19 protein-coding genes are annotated in these 21,765 nt (G+C 59.5%); 13 read left to right on the plus strand and 6 right to left on the minus strand.

All coding sequences use genetic code 11. The features are described 5' to 3' along the window. The 5 genes from K0F75_RS11910 to K0F75_RS11930 form a co-directional block, all read left to right on the plus strand. A partial coding sequence (locus K0F75_RS11910; protein ID WP_257604342.1) for a sensor histidine kinase occupies positions 1-1,088 on the plus strand: 1,088 nt, incomplete at its 5' end. 24 nt (positions 1,089-1,112) lie between these two features. Continuing rightward, a complete protein-coding gene (locus K0F75_RS11915) occupies positions 1,113-2,438 on the plus strand; it encodes a sigma-54 dependent transcriptional regulator (protein ID WP_219062063.1) in 1,326 nt (441 codons plus the stop codon). Positions 2,439-2,949: 511 nt separating this feature from the next. Continuing rightward, positions 2,950-3,279 (plus strand): GlpM family protein, encoded by a 330-nt coding sequence (locus tag K0F75_RS11920; RefSeq protein ID WP_219062347.1) that lies wholly within the window; start codon positions 2,950-2,952, stop codon positions 3,277-3,279. Positions 3,280-3,421: 142 nt separating this feature from the next. Then, on the plus strand, positions 3,422-3,796 hold the full coding sequence (locus K0F75_RS11925; RefSeq protein WP_219062064.1) for an EamA family transporter: 375 nt from the start codon (positions 3,422-3,424) through the stop codon (positions 3,794-3,796). A 7-nt stretch (positions 3,797-3,803) separates the two neighbouring features. After that, positions 3,804-4,202 carry an EamA family transporter gene (locus K0F75_RS11930; protein WP_219062065.1) on the plus strand — a complete coding sequence of 133 codons (399 nt, stop codon included), beginning with the start codon at positions 3,804-3,806 and terminating at the stop codon, positions 4,200-4,202. A gap of 29 nt (positions 4,203-4,231) precedes the next feature. On the opposite strand, the gene K0F75_RS11935 is transcribed toward K0F75_RS11930, so the two are convergent. Then, entirely contained in the window at positions 4,232-5,017 is a 786-nt protein-coding gene (locus K0F75_RS11935) for a MipA/OmpV family protein (RefSeq protein ID WP_219062066.1), read from the minus strand. A gap of 249 nt (positions 5,018-5,266) precedes the next feature. Here K0F75_RS11935 and K0F75_RS11940 point away from each other — a divergent pair, with 249 nt between their 5' ends. From K0F75_RS11940 to K0F75_RS11960, 5 genes are all read left to right on the plus strand, one after another. After that, the gene (locus K0F75_RS11940) at positions 5,267-5,965 is read left to right on the plus strand and encodes an MtnX-like HAD-IB family phosphatase (protein ID WP_219062067.1); all 699 of its coding nucleotides are present in this window, start codon (positions 5,267-5,269) and stop codon (positions 5,963-5,965) included. Beyond that, entirely contained in the window at positions 5,958-7,352 is a 1,395-nt protein-coding gene (locus tag K0F75_RS11945; RefSeq protein WP_219062068.1) for an aspartate aminotransferase family protein, read from the plus strand. The genes K0F75_RS11940 and K0F75_RS11945 overlap by 8 nt, the downstream gene beginning before the upstream one ends. Continuing rightward, positions 7,349-8,224 (plus strand): carboxylesterase, encoded by an 876-nt coding sequence (locus tag K0F75_RS11950; RefSeq protein ID WP_219062069.1) that lies wholly within the window; start codon positions 7,349-7,351, stop codon positions 8,222-8,224. Before K0F75_RS11945 ends, K0F75_RS11950 begins: the two co-directional genes overlap by 4 nt. A gap of 165 nt (positions 8,225-8,389) precedes the next feature. Continuing rightward, entirely contained in the window at positions 8,390-10,141 is a 1,752-nt protein-coding gene (locus tag K0F75_RS11955) for a HAMP domain-containing sensor histidine kinase (RefSeq protein ID WP_219062070.1), read from the plus strand. Beyond that, positions 10,138-11,535 (plus strand): sigma-54 dependent transcriptional regulator, encoded by a 1,398-nt coding sequence (locus K0F75_RS11960; protein WP_219062071.1) that lies wholly within the window; start codon positions 10,138-10,140, stop codon positions 11,533-11,535. Before K0F75_RS11955 ends, K0F75_RS11960 begins: the two co-directional genes overlap by 4 nt. A 5-nt stretch (positions 11,536-11,540) precedes the next feature. Here K0F75_RS11960 and K0F75_RS11965 read toward each other — a convergent pair whose 3' ends face one another. From K0F75_RS11965 to metE, 3 genes are all read right to left on the minus strand, one after another. After that, positions 11,541-12,197: a DsbA family oxidoreductase gene (locus tag K0F75_RS11965; protein WP_219062072.1), complete on the minus strand. Its 657-nt coding sequence runs from the start codon at positions 12,195-12,197 to the stop codon at positions 11,541-11,543. A gap of 72 nt (positions 12,198-12,269) precedes the next feature. Then, complete coding sequence (locus K0F75_RS11970) at positions 12,270-13,262, minus strand: alpha/beta fold hydrolase (RefSeq protein WP_219062073.1); 993 nt, start codon at positions 13,260-13,262, stop codon at positions 12,270-12,272. 122 nt (positions 13,263-13,384) lie between these two features. Then, on the minus strand, positions 13,385-15,697 hold the full coding sequence (gene metE, locus K0F75_RS11975; RefSeq protein WP_219062074.1) for a 5-methyltetrahydropteroyltriglutamate--homocysteine S-methyltransferase: 2,313 nt from the start codon (positions 15,695-15,697) through the stop codon (positions 13,385-13,387). A gap of 107 nt (positions 15,698-15,804) precedes the next feature. Here metE and metR point away from each other — a divergent pair, with 107 nt between their 5' ends. Then, complete coding sequence (gene metR / locus K0F75_RS11980; RefSeq protein ID WP_219062348.1) at positions 15,805-16,722, plus strand: transcriptional regulator MetR; 918 nt, start codon at positions 15,805-15,807, stop codon at positions 16,720-16,722. 76 nt (positions 16,723-16,798) lie between these two features. Here metR and K0F75_RS11985 read toward each other — a convergent pair whose 3' ends face one another. Then, entirely contained in the window at positions 16,799-18,124 is a 1,326-nt protein-coding gene (locus K0F75_RS11985; protein ID WP_219062075.1) for an APC family permease, read from the minus strand. Between the two features lie 83 nt (positions 18,125-18,207). After that, positions 18,208-19,026 carry a carbon-nitrogen hydrolase family protein gene (locus tag K0F75_RS11990; RefSeq protein ID WP_219062076.1) on the minus strand — a complete coding sequence of 273 codons (819 nt, stop codon included), beginning with the start codon at positions 19,024-19,026 and terminating at the stop codon, positions 18,208-18,210. A gap of 136 nt (positions 19,027-19,162) precedes the next feature. Between K0F75_RS11990 and K0F75_RS11995 the strand changes: the two genes are divergently transcribed. Both K0F75_RS11995 and K0F75_RS12000 read left to right on the plus strand, forming a co-directional pair. Then, on the plus strand, positions 19,163-19,978 hold the full coding sequence (locus K0F75_RS11995) for a helix-turn-helix transcriptional regulator (RefSeq protein WP_219062077.1): 816 nt from the start codon (positions 19,163-19,165) through the stop codon (positions 19,976-19,978). A 117-nt stretch (positions 19,979-20,095) separates the two neighbouring features. Continuing rightward, entirely contained in the window at positions 20,096-21,712 is a 1,617-nt protein-coding gene (locus K0F75_RS12000) for an FMN-binding glutamate synthase family protein (protein WP_219062078.1), read from the plus strand. Positions 21,713-21,765 lie beyond the last annotated feature (53 nt).

The raw sequence follows: 21,765 nt of genomic DNA on the forward strand, positions 1-21,765 counted from the left end.
TCCCCGCCAATACCAGCGTTGATCACGACCCTACCGACGTCAGCTACCTGGCCCAGACCCGACGGCTGAACGATACGCCGTGGCACTTGACCCTGCTGACGCCCTTGCAAGAGTTGCGCAGCGAAGCCGCGCGCCAGGGGATGTTGGTCGCGGTGGCCTGCGCACTGGTCGCGTTTCTGCTGATCGCCTGGAATGAGCGGCGCAAAGTGATCGCCACTCGACTGGCTGCCCGCGAAGCCCTGCAAGAAGCCAACAATGAACTCGAGCGCAAAATTGCCGAGCGCACCGCCGATTTGCGCGCCAGCAACGAACGCCTCAAAGCGCAGATCCGCGAACGGCGCCTCGCCGAAGACACATTGCGTCGCGCTCAGGATGAACTGGTCCAGGCTGGAAAACTCGCCGCCATCGGCCAGATGTCCACCAGCATCGCCCACGAACTCAATCAACCCTTGGCCGCCTTGCGCACCCTGTCCGGCAATACCATACGCTTCATCGAGCGCGGCGCGCTGGACACCGCCAGCACCAACCTGAAAACCATCAATGAGCTGGTCGATCGTATGGGCCGGATCACTGCCAGCCTGCGCGCCTTTGCCCGACGTGGCGATGACAAAGGCCAAGCGTCGTTGCGCAAGGCTGTCGACGCCGCGCTGCAAGTACTCAATGGCCGACTGGAGAACTTCGACCTCACGCTGCATGAGCATTTTGAGGACGTGGCCTTACGAATCGATCAAACGCGCCTGGAGCAAATTCTGGTCAACCTCGTCGGTAATGCCCTGGATGCGATGCAGGCCCAGCCCTTGCCCGAGTTGTGGCTTGAAGGTGAAATCGCCGACGGCCGCTATCGCCTCTATGTGCGTGACAACGGTCACGGCATCGGTCCGGAAGCGCGCAAGCATTTGTTCGAACCGTTCTTCACCACCAAACCCGGTGAACACGGCCTTGGCCTTGGCCTGACCCTTTCTGCCAGCCTCGCTGCCGCAGCCGGGGGCAGTCTCAGCGCCGAGCATCCGTCCAGCGGCGGCACCGCTTTTATCTTGAGCCTGCCACTGCTCGATACACCCGCACCTCCTGAAGCCGAGCCGATATGAGCCGCTATTAATGAGCCGAACAGCATGAACAGCGACCTGACCGTTCTGATCGTCGAAGACGACCCTCACGTCCTCCTGGGTTGCCAGCAAGCCCTGGCCCTGGAAGACATTCCCAGCGAAGGTGTGGGCAGTGCCGAAGAGGCACTGGCGAGGATTGGCGAAGACTTTGCCGGCATCGTCATCAGCGATATCCGCTTGCCGGGAATCGACGGGCTAGAACTGCTGACCCGCCTCAAGGCACGAGACCGCAGCCTGCCGGTGGTGCTGATTACCGGTCACGGCGACATCTCCATGGCCGTCAACGCGATGCGCGACGGCGCTTACGACTTCATGGAAAAGCCCTTCTCCCCCGAGCGCCTGGTGGACGTCGCCCGACGTGCTTTGGAGCAACGCGGCCTGGCGCGTGAGGTGTGGACGCTACGACGGCAACTGGCCGAGCGAAACTCACTGGAAGGCCGAATCATCGGGCGCTCGCCAGCCATGCAAAACTTGCGTGCGTTGATTGCCAATGTTGCCGACACCTCAGCCAACGTCCTGATCGAAGGCGAAACCGGCACGGGCAAGGAGCTGGTTGCCCGCTGTCTGCATGACTTCAGTCGCCGCCATGCTCAGCAGTTCGTCGCACTCAACTGTGGCGGTCTGCCGGAGAGCCTGTTCGAAAGCGAGATCTTCGGCCACGAAGCTAACGCATTTACCGGCGCAGGCAAACGTCGTATCGGCAAGATCGAACACGCCCACAACGGCACGCTGTTCCTCGATGAAGTCGAAAGCATGCCGATAACCCTGCAAATCAAACTGCTGCGGGTGTTGCAGGAGCGCACGCTGGAACGCCTGGGCTCGAACCAGAGCGTCGCCGTGGACTGCCGCGTGATTGCCGCGACCAAGTCCGATCTGGATGAGTTGAGCAAAGTCGGTCAGTTTCGCAGCGACCTGTATTACCGGCTGAACGTGGTGACCCTGGAACTGCCTCCGTTGCGTGAGCGACGCGAGGACATTCTGCAGTTGTTCGAACACTTCTTGCAGCTCGCGTCGTTACGCTTTGATCGCGAAACCCCGGAGCTGGATCGTCAAACCCTGTCGAACCTGATGAGCCATGACTGGCCGGGCAACGTGCGCGAGCTGCGCAACGTCGCCGAGCGTTACGCCCTTGGCTTGCCGGCGTTCAAGAAGTCCGGCGCGAGCATCGCCGGCAACAGCCTGGACTTTGCCGAAGCGGTGGAAGCATTCGAAAAAAACCTGCTCGGCGATGCCTTGCAACGCAGCGGCGGCAACCTCAGCCAGGCCAGTCAGGAACTGGGCATGGCCAAGACCACGCTGTTCGACAAGGTCAAAAAATACGGGCTGGGTTGATCGATCCAACCCTGTGCCATCTGGACAAAAGGCCCCGCGCTGTCGCGCAGCAAACTAGGTTGCGATTTGCGTGTCGTGTTTGATGGCGTATCAGATAAGTCGCCTTCGCGAATAAATTCGCTCCCACCGGGGTCTTGATTTGCCTTTAGTTCTTAAGTGAATTGACTGCCGAATCACGGCAAGGCCCCGTTTCCAGAAGGCCGAGCGCAGGCGTTGCGCAGGGGGTAACGAGGCAAGGACGCCGAGTTAGCCGCACGGGGCCATGGATGGCCCCTTGCGGCGGCCCCCGGAGCAACGCCGGAGCGAGGGAAATCCGAGCCTAGGCGAGGATCCGTATGGAGGGGCAAGCGTTTTCGGTTACCTTTTAGGCGTTTGTAAAAGGTGACCCGCTGTAAGAGCGGAACCGTAATTCCAGCACACGCCGATGCCGGATATACACATCAAAACCAGCGCCAACACATTGTTTTTAAAAAATTAAAAAGCAGTTTGACAGGAGGCCATTGTGGACCTGATGTTCAAAGCCCTGCTGGGCGCTGCCGTGGTGGTGATCCTGGCCGCGCTGGCCAAAACCAAAAATTACTACATCGCCGGTCTGGTACCGCTGTTCCCGACCTTCGCCCTGATCGCCCATTACATCGTCGGTAAGGGGCGTTCACTGGACGATTTGAAGACCACCATCCTGTTTGGCATGTGGTCGATCATTCCCTACTTCATTTACCTGGCAGCGCTGTACCTGATGGTCGACCGCTGGCGCCTGGAGGTCTCCCTTGCCCTGGCGGCACTGGCCTGGCTAGTTGCGGCGACTCTGCTGGTGACGTTCTGGATTCGATTTCACGGGTAACCGCGTCGACACACTCGCAGCGGGACACGCAGTTGCAAGCCTACTCCCACAATGACTCAGTGGCCGTCGCATCCCTGCACTGGCCCATCCCTTGCATTCACCCGATCCACTTTCCCTCGGCCCATTGGCAGGAGCTGTTCCCTTGACCCCAACCGTGATCCTGCTGATCGCGCTGTGCATCGTGCTCGATGTGATTGGCCAACTCGCCTTCAAGCTCGGCCTGGATCGACTGCCGGAGCACGTCGGCGGCTTTCGCTTGCGCCATTTCTGGCGACAAATCGCCGGTGCCCCCCTGCTGTGGTGTGGGGTTGCCTGTTATTCCGTGCTTTTCGTTGCCTGGCTGGAGGTGCTGTCACTGGCGCCGCTGAGCCTGGTCTTTCCAGCGATCAGCCTGAGCTATTGCGGGGTGGTGCTTGGCGGGCGTCTTGTGTTGGGCGAAACCGTCAGTCGCCGACGCTGGCTGGGCACTGTCGTCATCACTACCGGCGTCATGCTGGTTTGCGCCACGGGCGTTTGAGGCCTCTATGACAAAGAGTTGGATCGAAGGGCGCGGCGCAAGCATCGGCCTCTGGGCACTGTTGATCGCCTTTGAAAGCGGCGCGCAAATCTCGCTGAAAGTGGGCGGAGACGGGTTGGCTTCCATTCCGTTCGGTGTGGGCTGGCTACTGGCTGCGGTGAGCAATCTGGCGGTCATGGTCGCGATTGTCTGCTATATCGGCTCGTTCCTCAGCTGGATGCTGATCCTGCGCCGCAGCAACCTGTCGCTGGCTTTTCCCTTGAGTTCACTGGTGTTCGTGGTGGTATTGCTCGGCTCATGGCTGGGCCTGGGTGAAACCATCAGCCCGCTGCACTGGCTGGGGGTGTGCGTGATCATTGGCGGGATTGTGCTGCTGGCGGAAGGGCAACAACCAGCGGCCACGTAAAGGTCGATGCTCGCTTCCAGCCGACGCTTCTAGAGGCCGTTGAAATGATAAGCCACGGCGACACTGACCTCGCCCTGATTATCATTGCCCCGTTGTTTGACGATTGAACTGTCTGCGGCTGAACCGACCAGATGCGTCCAGCTCGCGCTGGTCAGCAGCGACCAGCCTGGAGCCAGGGGGAACTGCGCGCTCTGGGTCAACGTGACGTTCTGCAGGCCGCCACTGGCGTCGTATTGGCGGATGCCCGAAGCCTGTGCCTCTTGTGCGCTCACGCCATAAAAGGTTTGAGCCTGACGACCATCCGCATAGTTCGCCGTCACCGACGTATCGCCAATGATGCCCAGCCCCAATGGGTAACCCAGCTCGCCACCGATCCGGCCCAGCACCCCGCCCTGGCCGTCACTCCCCCCCGCCACGCGACCCGCCTCGGCAAACACACGCCAGAAATCTTCAGGGCTGTATTGCACGAAGCCTCCCGCCTCGCCCATGCCCGACACATCACGCAAACCGCGCAATGAGCCATTGGAATTGCGGCCCGGAACATAGTTAAGGAACGGCCCGGCGCTCCAGCCGCCCCCCTTCAGCGCCTTCCAGGACAAGCCATCGTCCGAACTCAGACTGAGGTCACCCCAGGTCAGATCCATATAGGGCAAGGGTCGAACTTCGTAACGGCTGCCGCTGGGGTCATGGGGTTCATAACTGAGCGCCATGCCAAGGTCGCCAACGATTGGCTCAGCCTGTCCAGGCGCGCTGAAACCGACAGCACACGCAAAGCTTGCGAACAGAGCACAGCGATTGAACCTGGAAAGGGGCATTAAAACCATCTCGAACAATGAAACATGCGCGCATCAACCCCCAAACAGGGGCTCTTGCGCAAGCACTGATGTTGTTTGTAGCAACCTACAAAAATTGTAGCTTGCAGGCCCGTTTTTTTTGACCGCCACCGCCAAGACCCACTGCCAGAAGGGTTCCGGCACGTTGGCACAGTCCATGCTCAACCCCACCGCAAGCGCAAAACGCGCTCTCTATTTACCTGATCGACCTTATCAAATAGGCACCTGCAGATGATGCACTGGCATATCGTGTGTGATTTCGATGGGACCGTCACCCGGACCGACGCTGTGGATAACATCCTCGAGCGTTTTGCCGATCCAAGCTGGGAGGCCATCGAAGACGAATGGCTCTCTGGCAAGATCGGCTCGCGAGAATGCCTGGGTCGGCAGCTCGCGCTGGTGAAAGCCTCACCCTCCCAGCTCCTCGGCTATTTCGACAGCGTCGATATAGACCCGGCGTTTTCTGACTTCGTCGAACGTGTCCTGAGTCGCGGCGCGACGCTGGACATCGTCAGCGACGGCATCGAACAAGGCATCGCCCGCGTTCTTTCGCGGCATGAATGCCCGCTGCTGCCGATCATTGCCAATCGCCTGCGCCAGGTCGATCAGGACAGCTGGCGCATCGAGTTCCCGCATTCCAGCGATGCCTGCCGCGCAGCCTCCGGCAACTGCAAATGCAAGTCCGCCCCCAAAGGCAAGCGCATCCTGGTGATCGGTGACGGTCAATCAGACATGTGCGTGGCCGGGACTGCCGACTTCGTATTCGCCAAAGATCGCCTGGCCGAACATTGCGAACGCAGTGGCATTCCGTATGCCCGCTTCGACTCTTTCGCCGACTTACCCGCTTTGCTCGCCCGCTTGCCTCACAGCGATCCGGCCCACGCAATCAGCCTCCCTCTTGAACAGCAGGAACTCTTCCACCATGTCTGACATTCGTATCGCAACGCCCGAAGACCAGATTCTTCTTGAGAAAGAAGCCAAGTATTGTTCCTTTGGCGACACCGTTCACTACATCGACCCGCCGCGTATCTTCAATCGCTGCGAAGGTTCGTACGTCTACGACACCAGTGACCAGGCGTACCTCGACCTGCAAATGTGGTACTCGGCGGTCAACTTCGGTTACGCCAACCCACGCTTGAACAACGCACTCAAGCAACAGATCGACTCCATGCCGCAGATTGCCAGCCAATACCTGCACCGTGGCAAAATCGAGCTGTCAGAAATGATCGCCGTAGACGCCAAGAAAAAATTCGGTCTCGACGGCCGCGTTCACTTCAACGTCGGCGGTTCGCAGTCCATCGAAGACTCCTTGAAAGTGGTACGCAACGCCAGCAACGGCAAAAGCCTGATGTTCGCGTTCGAAGGCGGCTACCACGGCCGTACCCTCGGCGCGTCGTCGATCACTTCCAGCTATCGCTATCGCCGCCGTTACGGCCATTTTGGCGAGCGTGCGCAGTTCATTCCTTTCCCTTACCACTTCCGTGGCCCGAAAGGCATGACCAAAGAAGAATATGGCAGCTACTGCGTCCAGCAGTTCGCCCGCCTGTTCGAGACTGAATACAACGGTGTCTGGGACCCGAAAACCAACCAGTGCGAATACGCGGCATTCTACGTCGAGCCGATTCAAGGCACCGGCGGCTATGTTATCCCGCCAATGAACTTCTACAGCGAGCTCAAGCACGTACTGGATCAGCACGGCATCTTGATGGTGGTCGACGAAATCCAGATGGGCTTCTACCGCACCGGCAAGCTGTGGTCCATTGAGCACTTCGACGTCAAACCCGATGTGATCGTGTTTGGTAAAGCGCTGACCAACGGCCTCAACCCATTGGGCGGCATCTGGGCTCGCGAAGAACTGATCAACCCGAAGATCTTCCCGCCAGGCTCGACTCACTCTACCTTCGCCTCCAACCCATTGGGTACTGCGGTAGGTCTGGAAATGTTCAAAATGACCTCCGAAGTCGACTACGGCGCGATGGTCATGGAAAAGGGCAAGTACTTCCTGGCTGGCCTGCAAGACCTGCAAAAGCGCTACCCGATCATCGGCGACGTCGACGGCCTGGGCCTGGCACTGCGCGCAGAAATCTGCGGCCCGGATGGCTTCACCCCGGACAAGGCCACACTCGACTTCATGGTTGATGAAGGCATGAAAGGCGACATCGAAATCGACGGCAAACGCCTGGGCCTGATCCTCGACGTGGGCGGCTACTACAAGAACGTCATCACCCTGGCTCCGTCGCTGGAAATCAGCTACGCAGAAATCGACCTGGGCATTGCCCTGCTCGACCGCCTGCTGCATCGAGCCATGAAGCGGTGAGCCTGCCTGAGATCGATATGGGCGAAGGTAACGCCAGTTTCGTTCTCGGCAGTGGTCCGGTCGCGGTGTTGTTGATCCACGGCCTGACCGGCACCCCGACGGAGTTACGTCGGGTTGCCCAAGGCTTGGCCAAGCGGGGGTACACCGTATACGTACCCACGCTTGCCGGGCACTGCGGCGACAACGCCGACCTGCAAGCCACGGGTTGGAAAGACTGGTACGAGAGCGCGCGCAAGGCCTTTGTCGGCATCCGCCAACGCCACGCACAGGTATTCGTCGGCGGGCTGTCGATGGGCGCAGTGATGTCCATGCACATGGCTGCCGAGCATCCGGGGCAAATCGCCGGCTTGCTGCTGTATTCGACGACCTTGCGCTACGACGGCTGGAACATGCCGAAAGCTGCGGTGCTGACACCGCTGTTGATGGCCATTCCGTTCGGCGTGCACTTGTGCCGTTTCAACGAAACATCGCCTTACGGCATCAAAGACAAGCGTTTGCGGGCTATCGTCGAACGCCAGATGAAAGCAGGCGAAAGCAGCAGCGCCGGGTTGTTGACCATGTCGGGAGTCAACGTTCGCGAGCTGCATCGATTGGTTGCGGTCGTGAAACGAGAAATGCCTTCGGTCACCACGCCTGCGTTGGTGTTGCACTCCATCGAAGACGACATCACCAGCCGCTGGAATGCTGACTATGTCGAGAAACACCTTGGCGGCAAGGTGACTAAAGTGCTGCTCGACAACTGCTATCACATGATCACCGTGGACCTGCAGTACCGTAAGGTGATCACGCTGAGCGCAGACTTTATCGACAACCTGACCGAGCAACCGCCCCTCCAGGCTGTTCCTCTGAATGATCGTCGGCAACTGGCATGACCTCACCATGCTCACCCCATCTCCCTTCTTCGGCCTTTGGGCAAGCAGCGCCGCCTGCAATAATTGTTTTCCCGGGGCGCTGGAGGACTGTATTGAAACGGGGCAAACTCGCTGTACACCGGAGCGGTTCGACCCAGGCACGGCTGCTGCAATAAGCGAGCGTTGATGAGCGAAGAAAAAAGCCGCACCCGAAAAACGTTTACCCTTTCGCGCTGGACCGTACAGCGCAAGCTGGTCCTCGCGTTCTGGCTGGTCAGCGTCATTCCGACAATGATCGCCGCCGAACTGGCGGCGACCACCGTGTCGCAGATTTTTGAAAGTAACGTCAGTACTTGGCTCCAGGAATCGACCCGGATCGTCCAGGACGAAATCAGCGAAATCCTGCGGGTTAACACCAGGGTGTCCCAGCTGTTCCTGCAAAATACCCGCCCCTCGACACCCTCCACCGCCCGGCACAACAAGTTGACCTCCGATCTCGCCAATGCCATGGGCATCGACGTCGTCGCGCTGATCCGCAGCAGTGACCATAAAGTGGTGTTTTCCACCGTTGCCGACAACATCATCGAGCAAATCAGCATCGCGCCCAACGCCGTGCTGCAAACCATCCATAACGGCAGCGTGTTCACGGGCGTCGTTGTGTCGACCTATCAGTCAACTCAGGATGGCGTCGATTATGAGTTACTGGTCGGGACCTATCTGGACAGCAGTTTCCTCACCAGCGTGGCCGATGTGCACTCCCTCGACCTGCGGCTGTACATGAAAGACACTGCAGGCTTCAGCGAGATTTTTTCAACACAGCGCTTCATGAACCATCCGGCGATCGTGCCGCCCGAAATCGAGCAGACATTGCGCGATACCAAAGAGCCCAGCGAGCAGTTCACCAGCAGCTACGCCGGTCTGTATACCCCGGTATTCAATGACACCGGAGAGCTTCAAGGCATCATTTTCAGTGGCCTGCTACGGCATGCCTCCCTGGTTGGACTGGTCAATCAGACCAACTTATTCCTGCTGATTCTGCTGCTGGGCTCAGCCCTGTCACTGAGCGTCGGCTGGTTGATTTCCCAACGCCTGACCAAGCCGCTGCGCGGTTTGTCCGAAGGCGTACGGGCTGTGACCGCTGGCGATTATCGTCAGCACGTCGAGGTCATCGGCAACGACGAGTTGGCCGAACTCAGCGTGACCTTCAACGACATGACCGAGCGCCTCAAAGAGCTTCAGCACCTGGAAGCACAACTGCGCCGCCGTGACCGCCTGCATACCTTGGGCGAAGTGGCCATGGGGTTGGCCCACGAGATCCGCAACCCGCTTGGCATCATCAAGACGGCCACCCAACTGCTGCACCGTCGCGCGCAGCTGCCGGAAACCGACATGCGCCACCTGGAGTACGTGATTTCCGAGGTTACCCGGATCAACGACCTGATCACGGAGTTCCTCGACTTCGCCAAACCCAGCCCTCCGATCCGCTCCACGCAACGGGTCAGACCCCTGCTGGATGACTTGCTGGGATTTTGTGCCCCGGAGTTGTCGACCCACAACATTGATGCGGTGATCATCGAGCACACCCCCAATGCCACGGTGTATGCCGACGCCCGACAGTTGACCCAAGCCTGTCTGAATCTGGTCCTCAATGCGATCGACGCGATGCCCACCGGCGGGCGCTTGACGATGGGTATTGCTACCGTTCAAGACACCACGATCATCAGTATTTCCGACACCGGCCATGGCATTGAATCTGACATGACAGAACGCATTTTCAGCCCATTTGTCACGACCAAGGCATCCGGCACCGGGCTAGGCCTGGCGAAAGTATTTTCGATCATGGAGAACCACGACGGCCGGGTTGAATGCGTCAGCCAGCCGGGTGCCGGGGCGACGTTCAATCTGTACGTGCCCGCTTATGGAGGAGAGCGGTCATGAGCCATAACGTACTGGTCGTCGATGATGAACCCAAGCTCTGCGATCTGCTGGCTTCAGCCCTGAGCCAGAATGACATCCAGGTATTCACCGCAGGCAACGGCCTGCATGCCCTGGCGGTGCTCGAGCGCGAAGAGATTGATCTGGTGATCACTGACTGGCGCATGCCAGGCATGGATGGTCCGCAATTGCTGGCTGAAATAAAACTCCGCTTCCCGCTGCTGCCGGTGATCGTCATGACCGCCTACAGCACGGTAAAAAATGCCGTGCAGTCGATGCGCAACGGCGCGTATGACTACATCAGCAAGCCCTTTGATATCGATGAGCTCGACATCACGGTCAACAAGGCCCTGCAATTTCGCGACATCCTGCGTGACAACGCACGCCTGCGCGCCGAACTCGATCAGCATCAGCAGATCGACAGCCTGGTGGGCGAGAGTCCGGCCTTTCGTCGGGTGTTGCAGGCAGTGGACTCAGTGCGCGAAAGCAACGCCACCATCCTGCTGACCGGCGAAAGCGGGACCGGCAAAGAGATGGTCGCCCGGGCGATCCACAAACACGGCAACCGCGCGGACCAGCCCTTTATTGCGGTCAACTGCGCGGCAATCCCCGAAGGCTTGCTTGAGAGCGAAATGTTCGGCCACCGCAAGGGCGCCTTCACTGGCGCCGTGGCTGATCGCGTCGGACGGTTCATGCAGGCCGACAAGGGCACACTGTTTCTTGATGAAGTCGGCGACATGCCGCTGGCGCTGCAGGCGAAAATCCTGCGCGCCTTGCAGGAGCGGGTGATCGAGCCCGTGGGTGATTCACGTGAGCGCAAGGTTGATGTGCGGGTGATTGCCGCGACCAACAAAGACCTGCTTGAAGCCGTGGCGAAAAAGGAGTTCCGCGAGGACCTTTACTACCGCCTGAATGTGTTCCCGATCCCCCTGCCCCCCCTGCGCGAGCGGGCCGAGGACGTCGCACCGTTGGCCATGCATTTTGCCCACACCCTGGGCGCCGCAGCGGGCAAGCGCATCACCGGTTTCAGCCCGGAAGCCATGCTGGCGATGGCCAATTACCCATGGCCGGGCAATATTCGCGAGCTACAAAACTGTGTAGAACGCGCCACCATCGTCGCCTCCAGCCACACCATTGAAGAAAGCGATCTACCGGCCTACCTGTTTGGCTCGCGCCCGGTAGACAGCAGCGTCATCAACCTGGTCAGCGAAGGGACAGCGATCCCGAAAGACCTGGAGGCGGCCCTCGCCGAAGTGGAAAAAGCCTACATCCTCGCCGCCCTGCATGAAACCCACGGCGTCCAGGCCGCTGCCGCGCACTTGATCGGGGTCTCCGAGCGCAGCCTGTGGTATCGCCTGAAAAAACTGGCCATCCACGTCGACAAAATTGTCCGGTAGACGTGTTATTGCTGCTCGGCAGCCTCAGTAATGATCTGACGAATGGCGTCGGTGAACGCTTCCACCGGTTGCCCGCCAGACACCGCATAACGGTCGTTGAAGACGATGGTCGGCACTGAGCTGACCCCGCGCGAAACCCACAGTTGTTCCAGCTCACGGACCTCCGCGGCGTACTCGCCTGACGCCAGAATTGCTTCGGCACGCTGGCGGTCCAAACCCACTTGTTCAGCCACGGCTGCCAGTACTTTATGATCCGAAGGGTTGGCGTGATCCGTGAAGTACGCGGCGAACAAGGCTTCTTTCAACGCTTGCTGCTTGCCTTCCAACTCAGCCCAATGCAACAGGCGGTGGGCGTCGAAGGTGTTGTAGATGCGTCGGTCACCCTGCGAGAAGGTAAACCCCAGCTCGGCACCACGCTGGCGAATCACTTCGCGACTCTGCCGGGACTGTTCGGGCGTCGAGCCGTATTTCTCGAAGATATGCTCGTTGATGTCCTGACCTTCGGCGGGCATGTTCGGGTTGAGCTCGAACGGCTGGAAATGGATCTCGGCCTTGACCTCATCGCCCAGCCCTTCCAGCGCCTGGGTCAAGGCCCGCAGGCCGATCACACACCAGGGGCAGGACACATCGGAAACGAAATCGATTTTCAGGGGTGTGCTCATGGAACCCTCGCTCACGTATTGCAGTGGGAAAGCTCGCACCTTACACCTTCGTCGGCGTCCTTTTCACCTGAGCTACAACTGCGCGACGTGACTGCCATCGCGTTGATGCGCTTTCAGATACGGCAGAACCGCCGCCAGGAGCGGCGCCTTGAACGCCTCCTGAAAACGATGGGCCAGCCCCGGAATCAAGCGCAACTGACTGCCCTGAATATGCGCGGCCACATGAACCCCGTGCATCACCGGCAATAACGGATCGGCCGTGCCGTGCACCACCAGCGTCGGCAGGCGCAGACGATCAAGCAGTTCCACACGGCTGGACTCGGCCAGAATCGCCAGGATCTGGCGCTTTACGCCATCGGGATTGAAGGCGCGGTCATAAGAAGTCGCCGCCTGCTGCAACAGCACCTTGCGATCATCCAACACCTGAGGGCTGCCCAGTGCGGCAAGCAAGTCGGCCTGTTGTTCAATGGCCACCTCGCGACTCGGCGCACTGCGTCGGGCCAGCAGTTGCAGCAATGCCGGGCTCGGTGCAGGCAACCCCTGCGCGCCGGAACTCGTCATGATCAGGGTCAGGCTTTCTACGCGATCCGGCGCAATGTCCGCCAGGTGCTGAGCGATCATCCCGCCCATACTCGCGCCCAGCACATGGAATTGCCGAACGTGCAGCGCGTCCATCAAGCCCAGGGCGTCGTCGGCCATATCGGTCAGGCTGTAAGGTGCAGAAACCGGTAAGCCAAGCTTGTAGCGCAGGACTTCATACGTGAGGTTGGGACTCGCTGGCGCCTGTGTCCAGGTGGACAACCCCACGTCGCGGTTGTCGTAACGGATGACCCGAAAGCCTTGCTGACAGAGCGCGACCACTACCTCGTCAGGCCAGTGAATCAACTGGCCACCCAGCCCCATCACCAAAACCAGAGCCGGATCGGAGTGACGTCCGATGCTCTGATACGCCAGGTGCACCTCTTTGAGATCGGCCACTTGCGTGGGGACGTTGACGTCGCATCGAGAAGCCGCAAAAGACGGCAGGCCGCATAGAAGTGCGACCCAAAAAATTAACACCCGCATGAAAAACACCAAGCCGCCTATCCCCAGTAGGTGCGAAGTTTGATGATGTTTTTCAAAGCGCGCTGCCACAGTTGCATGACAATTTGATGAATGCTGCCCGGTGGTCGGGGTTCAGTCCGCTCTCAGGCCAATTCGCGCCGCAGTTGCCGCGCCGCCGCCACCATGTTTGCCAACGCGGCTTCTGTCTCGACCCAGCCACGGGTTTTCAGGCCGCAATCCGGGTTGACCCACAACCGTTCAGCAGGGATGTGCCGGACCGCCTTGGTCATCAGCTTGACCATCTCGGTGGTGTCTGGCACTCGTGGCGAGTGGATGTCGTAGACGCCCGGACCGATGTCGTTCGGGTAATCGAACGCGTCGAAGGCCTCCAGCAATTCCATATCCGAGCGAGACGTTTCAATGGTGATCACGTCGGCGTCCATCGCGGCAATGGATTCGATCACATCGTTGAATTCGCTGTAACACATGTGGGTGTGGATCTGGGTTTCGTCACGCACGCCTGAAGCACACAAGCGAAAAGCCTCCACCGCCCACTCCAGATACGCCTGCCACTGCGACCGACGTAGCGGCAAGCCTTCACGAAAAGCGGCTTCGTCGATCTGCACGATTTTAATCCCGGCTCGCTCCAGATCCAGCACTTCGTCACGGATCGCCAGCGCCAGCTGTTGCGCCTGAACCTTGCGTGAAACATCTTCACGCGGGAACGACCACATCAGCAGGGTCACCGGGCCGGTGAGCATGCCCTTCATGACCTTGTCGGTCAGGCTCTGCGCGTAGCGCGTCCATTCAACCGTCATCGCCTGCGGGCGGCTCACGTCACCGAATATCACCGCAGGCTTCACGCACCGCGAACCGTAGCTCTGGACCCAGCCAAACCGGCTAAACGCATACCCGTCCAACTGCTCGGCGAAGTACTCGACCATGTCGTTACGCTCAGCCTCGCCATGCACCAGCACGTCCAGGCCCAGACGCTCCTGAGTCTCCACCGCATGGCGAATTTCGCGGTGCATGGCTTCGGTGTAATCAGTGGCCGACAAGGTGCCCTGTTTGAATGCCTGCCGCGCCAGACGAATAGACGCTGTCTGTGGGAACGAGCCAATGGTGGTGGTCGGAAACGGCGGCAGATTCAGCCGCGCGCGCTGCTGTTCAATACGTTCGGCAAAAGCGGACTGACGTTGACTGTCAGCCGCAGTGATCGCCGCCAGACGTGCCTGGACCTGCGGTTTATGGATACGCGGCGATTGCTCGCGGCTGAGCTGTATGGCCAGGCTCTCGGCCAGCGCGGCGTGCACTGTCGCCGCGTGCGGATCGTTCAACGCCGCACTGAGCACCGCGATTTCTTCGCACTTCTGCACCGCAAAGGCCAGCCAGCTTTTCAGTTCGGCATCGAGCGTGTCTTCGCGCTCGAGACTCACCGGGCTGTGCAACAGCGAGGACGAAGCGGACACCCACAGATTGTCGCCAAAGCGGACGTGCGCGTGTTGCAGTTGCTCCAGTGCGCTGTCCAGATCGCAGCGCCAGACGTTACGCCCGTTGACCACGCCCAACGACAGCACTTTATAGGTCGGCAGGCGATCAAGTACCGCCGCCAGCTGTTCCGGCGCGCGCACCAGATCGATGTGCAAACCCGCCACCGGCAGCGCCACCGCCAGCCCAAGGTTGTCTTCCAGACCGCCGAAGTAAGTGGCCACCAGCTTTTTCAGCGGCGAGTATTGCAGGCTGTGATACGCCCGTTCGAACGCGTTTTTCCAGTCTTGTGGCAGGTCGAGGGTCAGGATCGGTTCATCGATCTGCACCCATTCAACGCCCTGCGCCGCAAGACGCCCGAGGATCTCGCCGTACAACGGCAGCAGGCGTTCCAGCAGGTCAAGTTTGTCGAAGCTGTCGCCCTTGGCTTTGCCCAGCCACAGATACGTCAAAGGACCGATCAATACCGGCTTGACCGCATAACCCAGCGCCAGGGCTTCGTCGACTTCCTCGAACAACTGCTCCCAGCTCAGTTGAAAACGCTGATCCTCAGTAAACTCAGGGACCAGATAGTGGTAGTTGGTGTCGAACCACTTGGTCAGCTCTTGAGCGTGTTGCGCCTTGCCGTGGCTATCGCCGCAGCAGTGATCGCTGGCGCCACGGGCCATGGCGAACAAGGTATCGAGGGTTGGCAAGCCAGCGTCATCTTTGGCCCCAGCAAAGCGCTCAGGAATCACGCCGAAGGTCAGCGAATGCGTCAGCACCTGGTCGTACCAAGCAAAGTCGCCGACTGGCAGCAGGTCAATCCCGGCATCTTTCTGTAGCCGCCAGTGAGTAGCGCGCAACTCACGACCGACTGCGCGCAGGCCCGCTTGATCAAGCTCGCCTTTCCAGTACGCTTCAAGCGCTTTTTTCAACTCACGGTCTGCGCCGATGCGCGGAAATCCAAGCGTGTGGGCCAAGGCCATGACAACGTCCTCCCAATAAAAGATGGCCCTATTGTCGACAGCCTGACCAACATGAGACAAACTCATTGTATTCGTGTTGATCACAAAGTTTACTCATGGAGCTCTCTGTGCTGGAAATCCGCCACCTGAAAACCCTCCACGCCTTGCGCGAGGCCGACAGCCTTGTGGAAGCAGCCGAGCGCCTGCACCTGACGCAATCTGCCTTGTCCCATCAGTTCAAGGAGCTGGAAGAGCGGATGGGCATGTCGCTGTTCACACGCAAGACCAAACCCGTGCGTTTCACCAGTGCCGGGCTGCGTCTGTTGCAACTGGCGGATTCAGTCCTCCCGCAATTGCGGGGTGCCGAGCGTGACATCGCCCGTCTGGCGGGCGGAACTGCGGGGCGCCTGCACATGGCTATCGAGTGTCACAGCTGCTTCCAGTGGTTGATGCCGACTATCGACCAGTTCCGCGACGCGTGGCCCGAAGTCGAGCTGGACCTGGCTTCCGGATTCTCATTCGCCCCTCTACCGGCGCTGGCCCGTGGTGATCTGGATTTGGTGGTGACCTCCGATCCGCTGGAACTGGTGGGTATCACTTACGTGCCGTTGTTCACTTACGAAGCCATGCTGGCGGTCGCCAATCAGCATCCTCTGGCGAACAAGCCGTATATCGTCCCGGAAGACCTGCTCAAGGAAACCCTGATTACCTACCCGGTAGAACGTGACCGCCTGGACATCTTCACCCGCTTCCTGGAACCCGCCGATGTTGAACCGGCGCAAGTACGGACCTCGGAGTTGACGGTGATGATGATGCAACTGGTCGCCAGCGGACGCGGCGTTTGCGGCATGCCCCATTGGGCGCTGCATGAATACAGCTCGCGGGGCTATGTGAAGGCCAAGCGGCTAGGCGAAAAGGGCTTGTTCGCCACGCTGTACGCCGGTATTCGCGCCGACATGCTCGACGCGCCGTACATGCGTGACTTCCTGCTGACCGCCAAAGACACCTCGTTTTCCACGCTGGATGGGGTGAGTGCCGTTCGATAGGACCGGGCCGCCTGATTCGACCCGAGGCTTACGCAGCAAGCGAAGCGGTCTGCCTGGCAGACCGCATGCGTGTGGATCAGGTGGCTTCCTGAAAGTCGATTTCCGGTGGCTGACGACGGAAACCACCGGTGAGCCATGCCAGGTAGACGCAACCAATCGCCAACCAGCTCAGGCCCAGGATGATCGCCAGTTTGTCGAGGCTGACCATCAGCCACAGGTCAGCGACCAGGCCGATCAACGGGAAGATCAGGAACAGCACCAGCTCGCGCAGGCCGCGCTTTTCCCCATCGATCCAGTAATGGAAAATCACTGACAGGTTAACCAGACTGAAGGCCAGGAACGCGCCGAAGTTGATAAAAGACGTCGAGGTAGTGACGTCCAGTTTCAACGCCAGCAACGCCACCACTCCGCACAGCACAATGCTGTTAACGGGTGTACCGAAGCGCTCGTTCAGGCGACCGAAGAAAGATTTCGACAAAACCCCGTCCCTGCCCATGGCGAACAACAGCCGCGAGCCGCTGGCCTGTGCCGACAAACCTGAGGCGAACTGACCGACGATCAAGCCGATGAGGAAAATCGACACGAACAGGTCGCCGCCAATGTTGCGGGCGATTTCATAAGCAGCCGAGTCGACGTTTTCGAACACGAACGAGGGATGCGCCAACTGCACAAAGTACGACACGCCGACGAAGATCAAGCCACCGATCAGGGTAATCAACATAATCGCCCGAGGAATAGTGCGGCGTGGATCTTTGGTTTCTTCAGTCAGGGTACTGACTGCATCGAACCCGAGGAACGAATAACAGGCAATTGCCGCGCCGCTCATGATCAGCGGCATCTGCATGTCGCCACTGAAGAAGGGGGCCAATGTCCACAGAGGTTTGCTCGCATCACCGCCGATGTAATGAATGCTCAGCGCGACGAACGCCGCCAGCACCAGGAATTGCACGATCATCAGCAACGCGTTGATCGTATTGGCCAGCTTCAAACCAACCACGTTGATCACGCTGGTAATGACAATGAACGCCAAGACCCAGATCGGTTGCGGGATCGCCGGAAAGGCCGAACCGAGGTAGGCCGCGCCGATCAGCCAGATGGCCATGGGCAGAAACAAGTAATCCAGCAGCACCGCCCAACCGGCGATAAAGCCCAGTTTCGGGCTAATGGCTTTGCGCACGTAGCTGTAAGCCGACCCTGCGACCGGGAACGCCGCCGCCATGCGCCCGTAACTCATGGCGGTGAAAAACATCGCCACCAGCGCCGCCAGATACGCCGCCGGCACCATGCCTTGGGTAGATTGCGCGAGGATGCCGAAAGTGCCGAGAACGATGATCGGTGTCATATAGGCGATGCCAAACAGCACCACCGACCCCAGTGAAAGGGTGCGTTGCAAACGAGCCATGAGCGACTACTCCGAATTTATTGGTTTTATGGCAGAGAAAAGTTCGGCAGAACAAAAGCAGTTATTGTTATGAACATCTGTACTTATCGAGGAATCAACAGCTCACGCAGACCATCGGCGTGTTCGAGGACTTCGCCTGGTAAACGCAAGCGCTGGTCGTTCAAATAACGGTAATCGCGGCGCGCGGCAGCCAGTTGGCTGAGGTCCAGCTCGACGCTGAACTGGCTTTCTTCGCGCCCCGCTTCGTACAGCAGACTGCCAAACGGGTCGACCAACGCACTGCCTCCCGCAAACAGCAGGCCACCATCGCCTTCGCCGACACGGTTAACCATCAGCGCAAACACCTGGTTTTCCTGGGCTCTGGCCATGATTGCGGTGCGGTGCGTGGGGCCGTACGGGTCCATGTTGCCGTTGGTGACGATGATCAGATCAGCCCCCAACTGCGCGAGGGCACGGGCTGTTTCCGGAAACTCGATGTCGTAACAGATCAGCAGACCGACCCGTATGCCGTTCCACTCACAGGTGGCGAAGCGGTCGCCGGGGCTGAACACACCACGGTCCGACGCCCACAGGTGCGTCTTGCGATAGCGCAGGGCAATACCTTCAGGGGTGATCAGCAGCGTGGTGTTGAAATACTGGCCGTTATCATTTTCGGCTACGCCGATCACCACGGCTACATTGCGCTCGCGGACCGCCTGCTGCACCGCTTGCACCGTCGGCCCATCCAGCGGTTCGGCGATCCGGGCCACGGTTTCGGCCGACGGAAAACCCATCAGATGGGTTTCCGGAAAGACGATCAACCGGGTGTCGCTGGCGCAGGCGGCAATCGCTGCCAAGGCACGCCGCAGGTTGTAGTCGGTGCCGTTATCCTGGCCTGCCAGTTGGGCGAGTTCGACCTTCATGGGTTCTCCTTATTCATTGTCGTGGCCGATCCGGCACAATAAATGCTGGCCTGGTCATCGGCTCTGCGGGCAGTATGCGCATCAGCAGCGTGCGCGGGGAATTACGCAGCTGTGGTAACCCAATAGGGGTAGAAGGATGACAATCGCATTACAGGACATCGCCTGGCATCGCTCGGTCGCGCAATTGATAGACGCGTTGGACAAGCCGAATTTCTGGGCGCAACTGGTCCGCATGCTCAATCAATACGTGAATTTCGATAGTTGGGTCGCGCTGCAGTTCAGCTCAGGGCAACGCCCGCTGGTGTTCGCCGAATGCCCCGGTGAAGATGGCTCGCCCGACCCGTTGTTCCAGGATTACCTCAAGGGTCTATACCTGCTTGACCCGTTCTACATCGCCAGTCGCGAGCAGTCGCAGACCGGATTGTTTCGTTTGGCGCAAGTCGCCCCGGAACACTTCGAGCTGACGGAGTATTATCAGCGCTACTTTCGCCTGAACGTAGTGGCCGATGAGATTCAGTTCAACTGCCAACTCGATGCGGATCGCACTGTGTGCCTGTCACTGGGCTCGACCCAACGTTTCAGCACCGAACACATTGCCCTGCTTTCGATGATTCAACCCTGGGTGGTGGCCTTGCTCCGGCAACGCATGCCGTTCGAGCTGCTTGAGCCGGACGCCCAATCCGAGCAGCACGTACAGCCGCTGCAACCCGTCAATGATTGGCGTACCCAGCTGGAAGCATCGGTACAGCAAAGTAGAGGTGCACAATTAACCGCCCGTGAGCTGGATGTCGGGCGGCTGATGCTCAGCGGTTGCTCAAGCAAGGAGATCGCCCGCAAACTGGAAATCTCCGCCGAAACTGTGCGGGTGCACAAGAAACACATCTACAGCAAGCTCGGCATCAAGTCGCAATCTGAGCTGTTTTCGATTTTTCTTCAGGCGCAAAGCGCCTGAATCGAGGGAAGGTCTCATTACCGGTCCACAGAGACACGGAGTGAAACCACTGATTGATAGGCGCGGAACAGCGCCAGCGTTTTCGTCATTAACCGTCATAAAGCCCCAGGATTCCGCATGAGCCTGTCCCTCCTCAGTCGTTACGCTTTTTTTGTGTTTTGCGTATGTTTCACCTTCGCCAGCATTCCGTTCTGGCACCACGAGTGGCTCTGGCCATTCACCCTGGTCACCGGCGTACTCAGCCTGATCGGCATCGGCGATCTGCTACAGACCCCGCACGCGATACGCCGCAATTACCCGATCCTGGGCAACATCCGTTACCTGGTCGAAGGCATCCGCCCGGAGATCCGCCAGTACCTGCTGGAGTCCGACAGCGACGCCCTGCCCTTCTCTCGGGCCCAGCGTTCATTGGTGTATTCGCGTGCCAAAAATGAAACGGCGGACAAGCCTTTCGGCACGCTGATCGATGTCTACCAGACCGGTTTCGAATTCATCGGTCACTCGATGCGCCCGGCACCGTTGAGCGACCCCCACGCCTTTCGCGTGCTGGTCGGCGGTCCGCAGTGCAAACAACCGTACTCGGCCTCGGTCTTCAACATCTCGGCAATGAGCTTCGGTTCGCTTAGCGCCAATGCGATTCGTGCGCTGAATCAGGGCGCCAAACTCGGCAACTTCGCCCACGACACCGGCGAAGGCAGCATCAGCCCGTATCACCGGGAAAACGGCGGCGATTTGACATGGGAACTGGGCAGCGGTTACTTCGGCTGCCGGACATCGGATGGCCGCTTCGACCCGGTGCGTTTCGCCGCGCAGGCAAAGGATCCGCAGGTGCGGATGATCGAAATCAAGATGAGCCAAGGCGCCAAACCGGGGCACGGCGGCATCTTGCCCAAAGGCAAAGTGACCAAGGAAATCGCTGAAACCCGCGGCATCATGATGGGCGAAGATTGCATCTCACCCTCCCGGCACAGCGCATTTTCGACTCCTTGCGAACTGATGCACTTCATTGCTCAACTGCGCGAGCTGTCCGGTGGCAAACCCGTGGGCTTCAAGTTTTGCCTGGGCCATCCGTGGGAGTTCATGGGCATTGCCAAAGCCATGCTCGAGACCGGTATCCTTCCGGACTTCATCGTGATCGACGGCAAAGAGGGCGGCACTGGCGCCGCGCCGGTGGAGTTCACCGACCACATGGGCGTGCCGATGCGTGAAGGCCTGCTGTTCGTGCACAACACCTTGGTCGGCCTGAACCTGCGGGACAAAATCAAGCTGGGCGCCAGCGGCAAGATCGTCAGCGCGTTCGACATCGCCAGCGTGCTGGCGATTGGCGCCGACTGGGCCAACTCGGCACGCGGCTTCATGTTTGCGATTGGCTGCATTCAATCGCAAAGCTGCCACACCAACAAATGCCCGACCGGCGTTGCCACCCAGGACGCATTACGTCAACGGGCACTGGTGGTGCCAGACAAAGCGCAGCGGGTGTTCAACTTCCACCGCAGCACGCTTAAGGCATTGGCCGAAATGCTGGCTGCCGCCGGCCTTGATCATCCCTCGCAGCTTGAGGCCAAGCATCTGGTTCGTCGGATGTCCGCCACAGAGATCAAACTGTTCTCCCAGTCCCACGTATTCCTCAAGCCCGGCGAATTGCTGACGGGCGAAGTGGATGGCGAGTTCTACTCGAACATGTGGCAGATGGCGCGCGCGGATAGCTTTGAGCCCAACACTGCTGCAGCCTGAGGCAGACTAATACGTTGAGCCCCGACGAGGAACGATGGTCGGGGCTCAACGTT

The organism is Pseudomonas sp. UMAB-08, assembly GCF_900095225.1.
In the GTDB taxonomy this organism is placed as follows: domain Bacteria; phylum Pseudomonadota; class Gammaproteobacteria; order Pseudomonadales; family Pseudomonadaceae; genus Aquipseudomonas.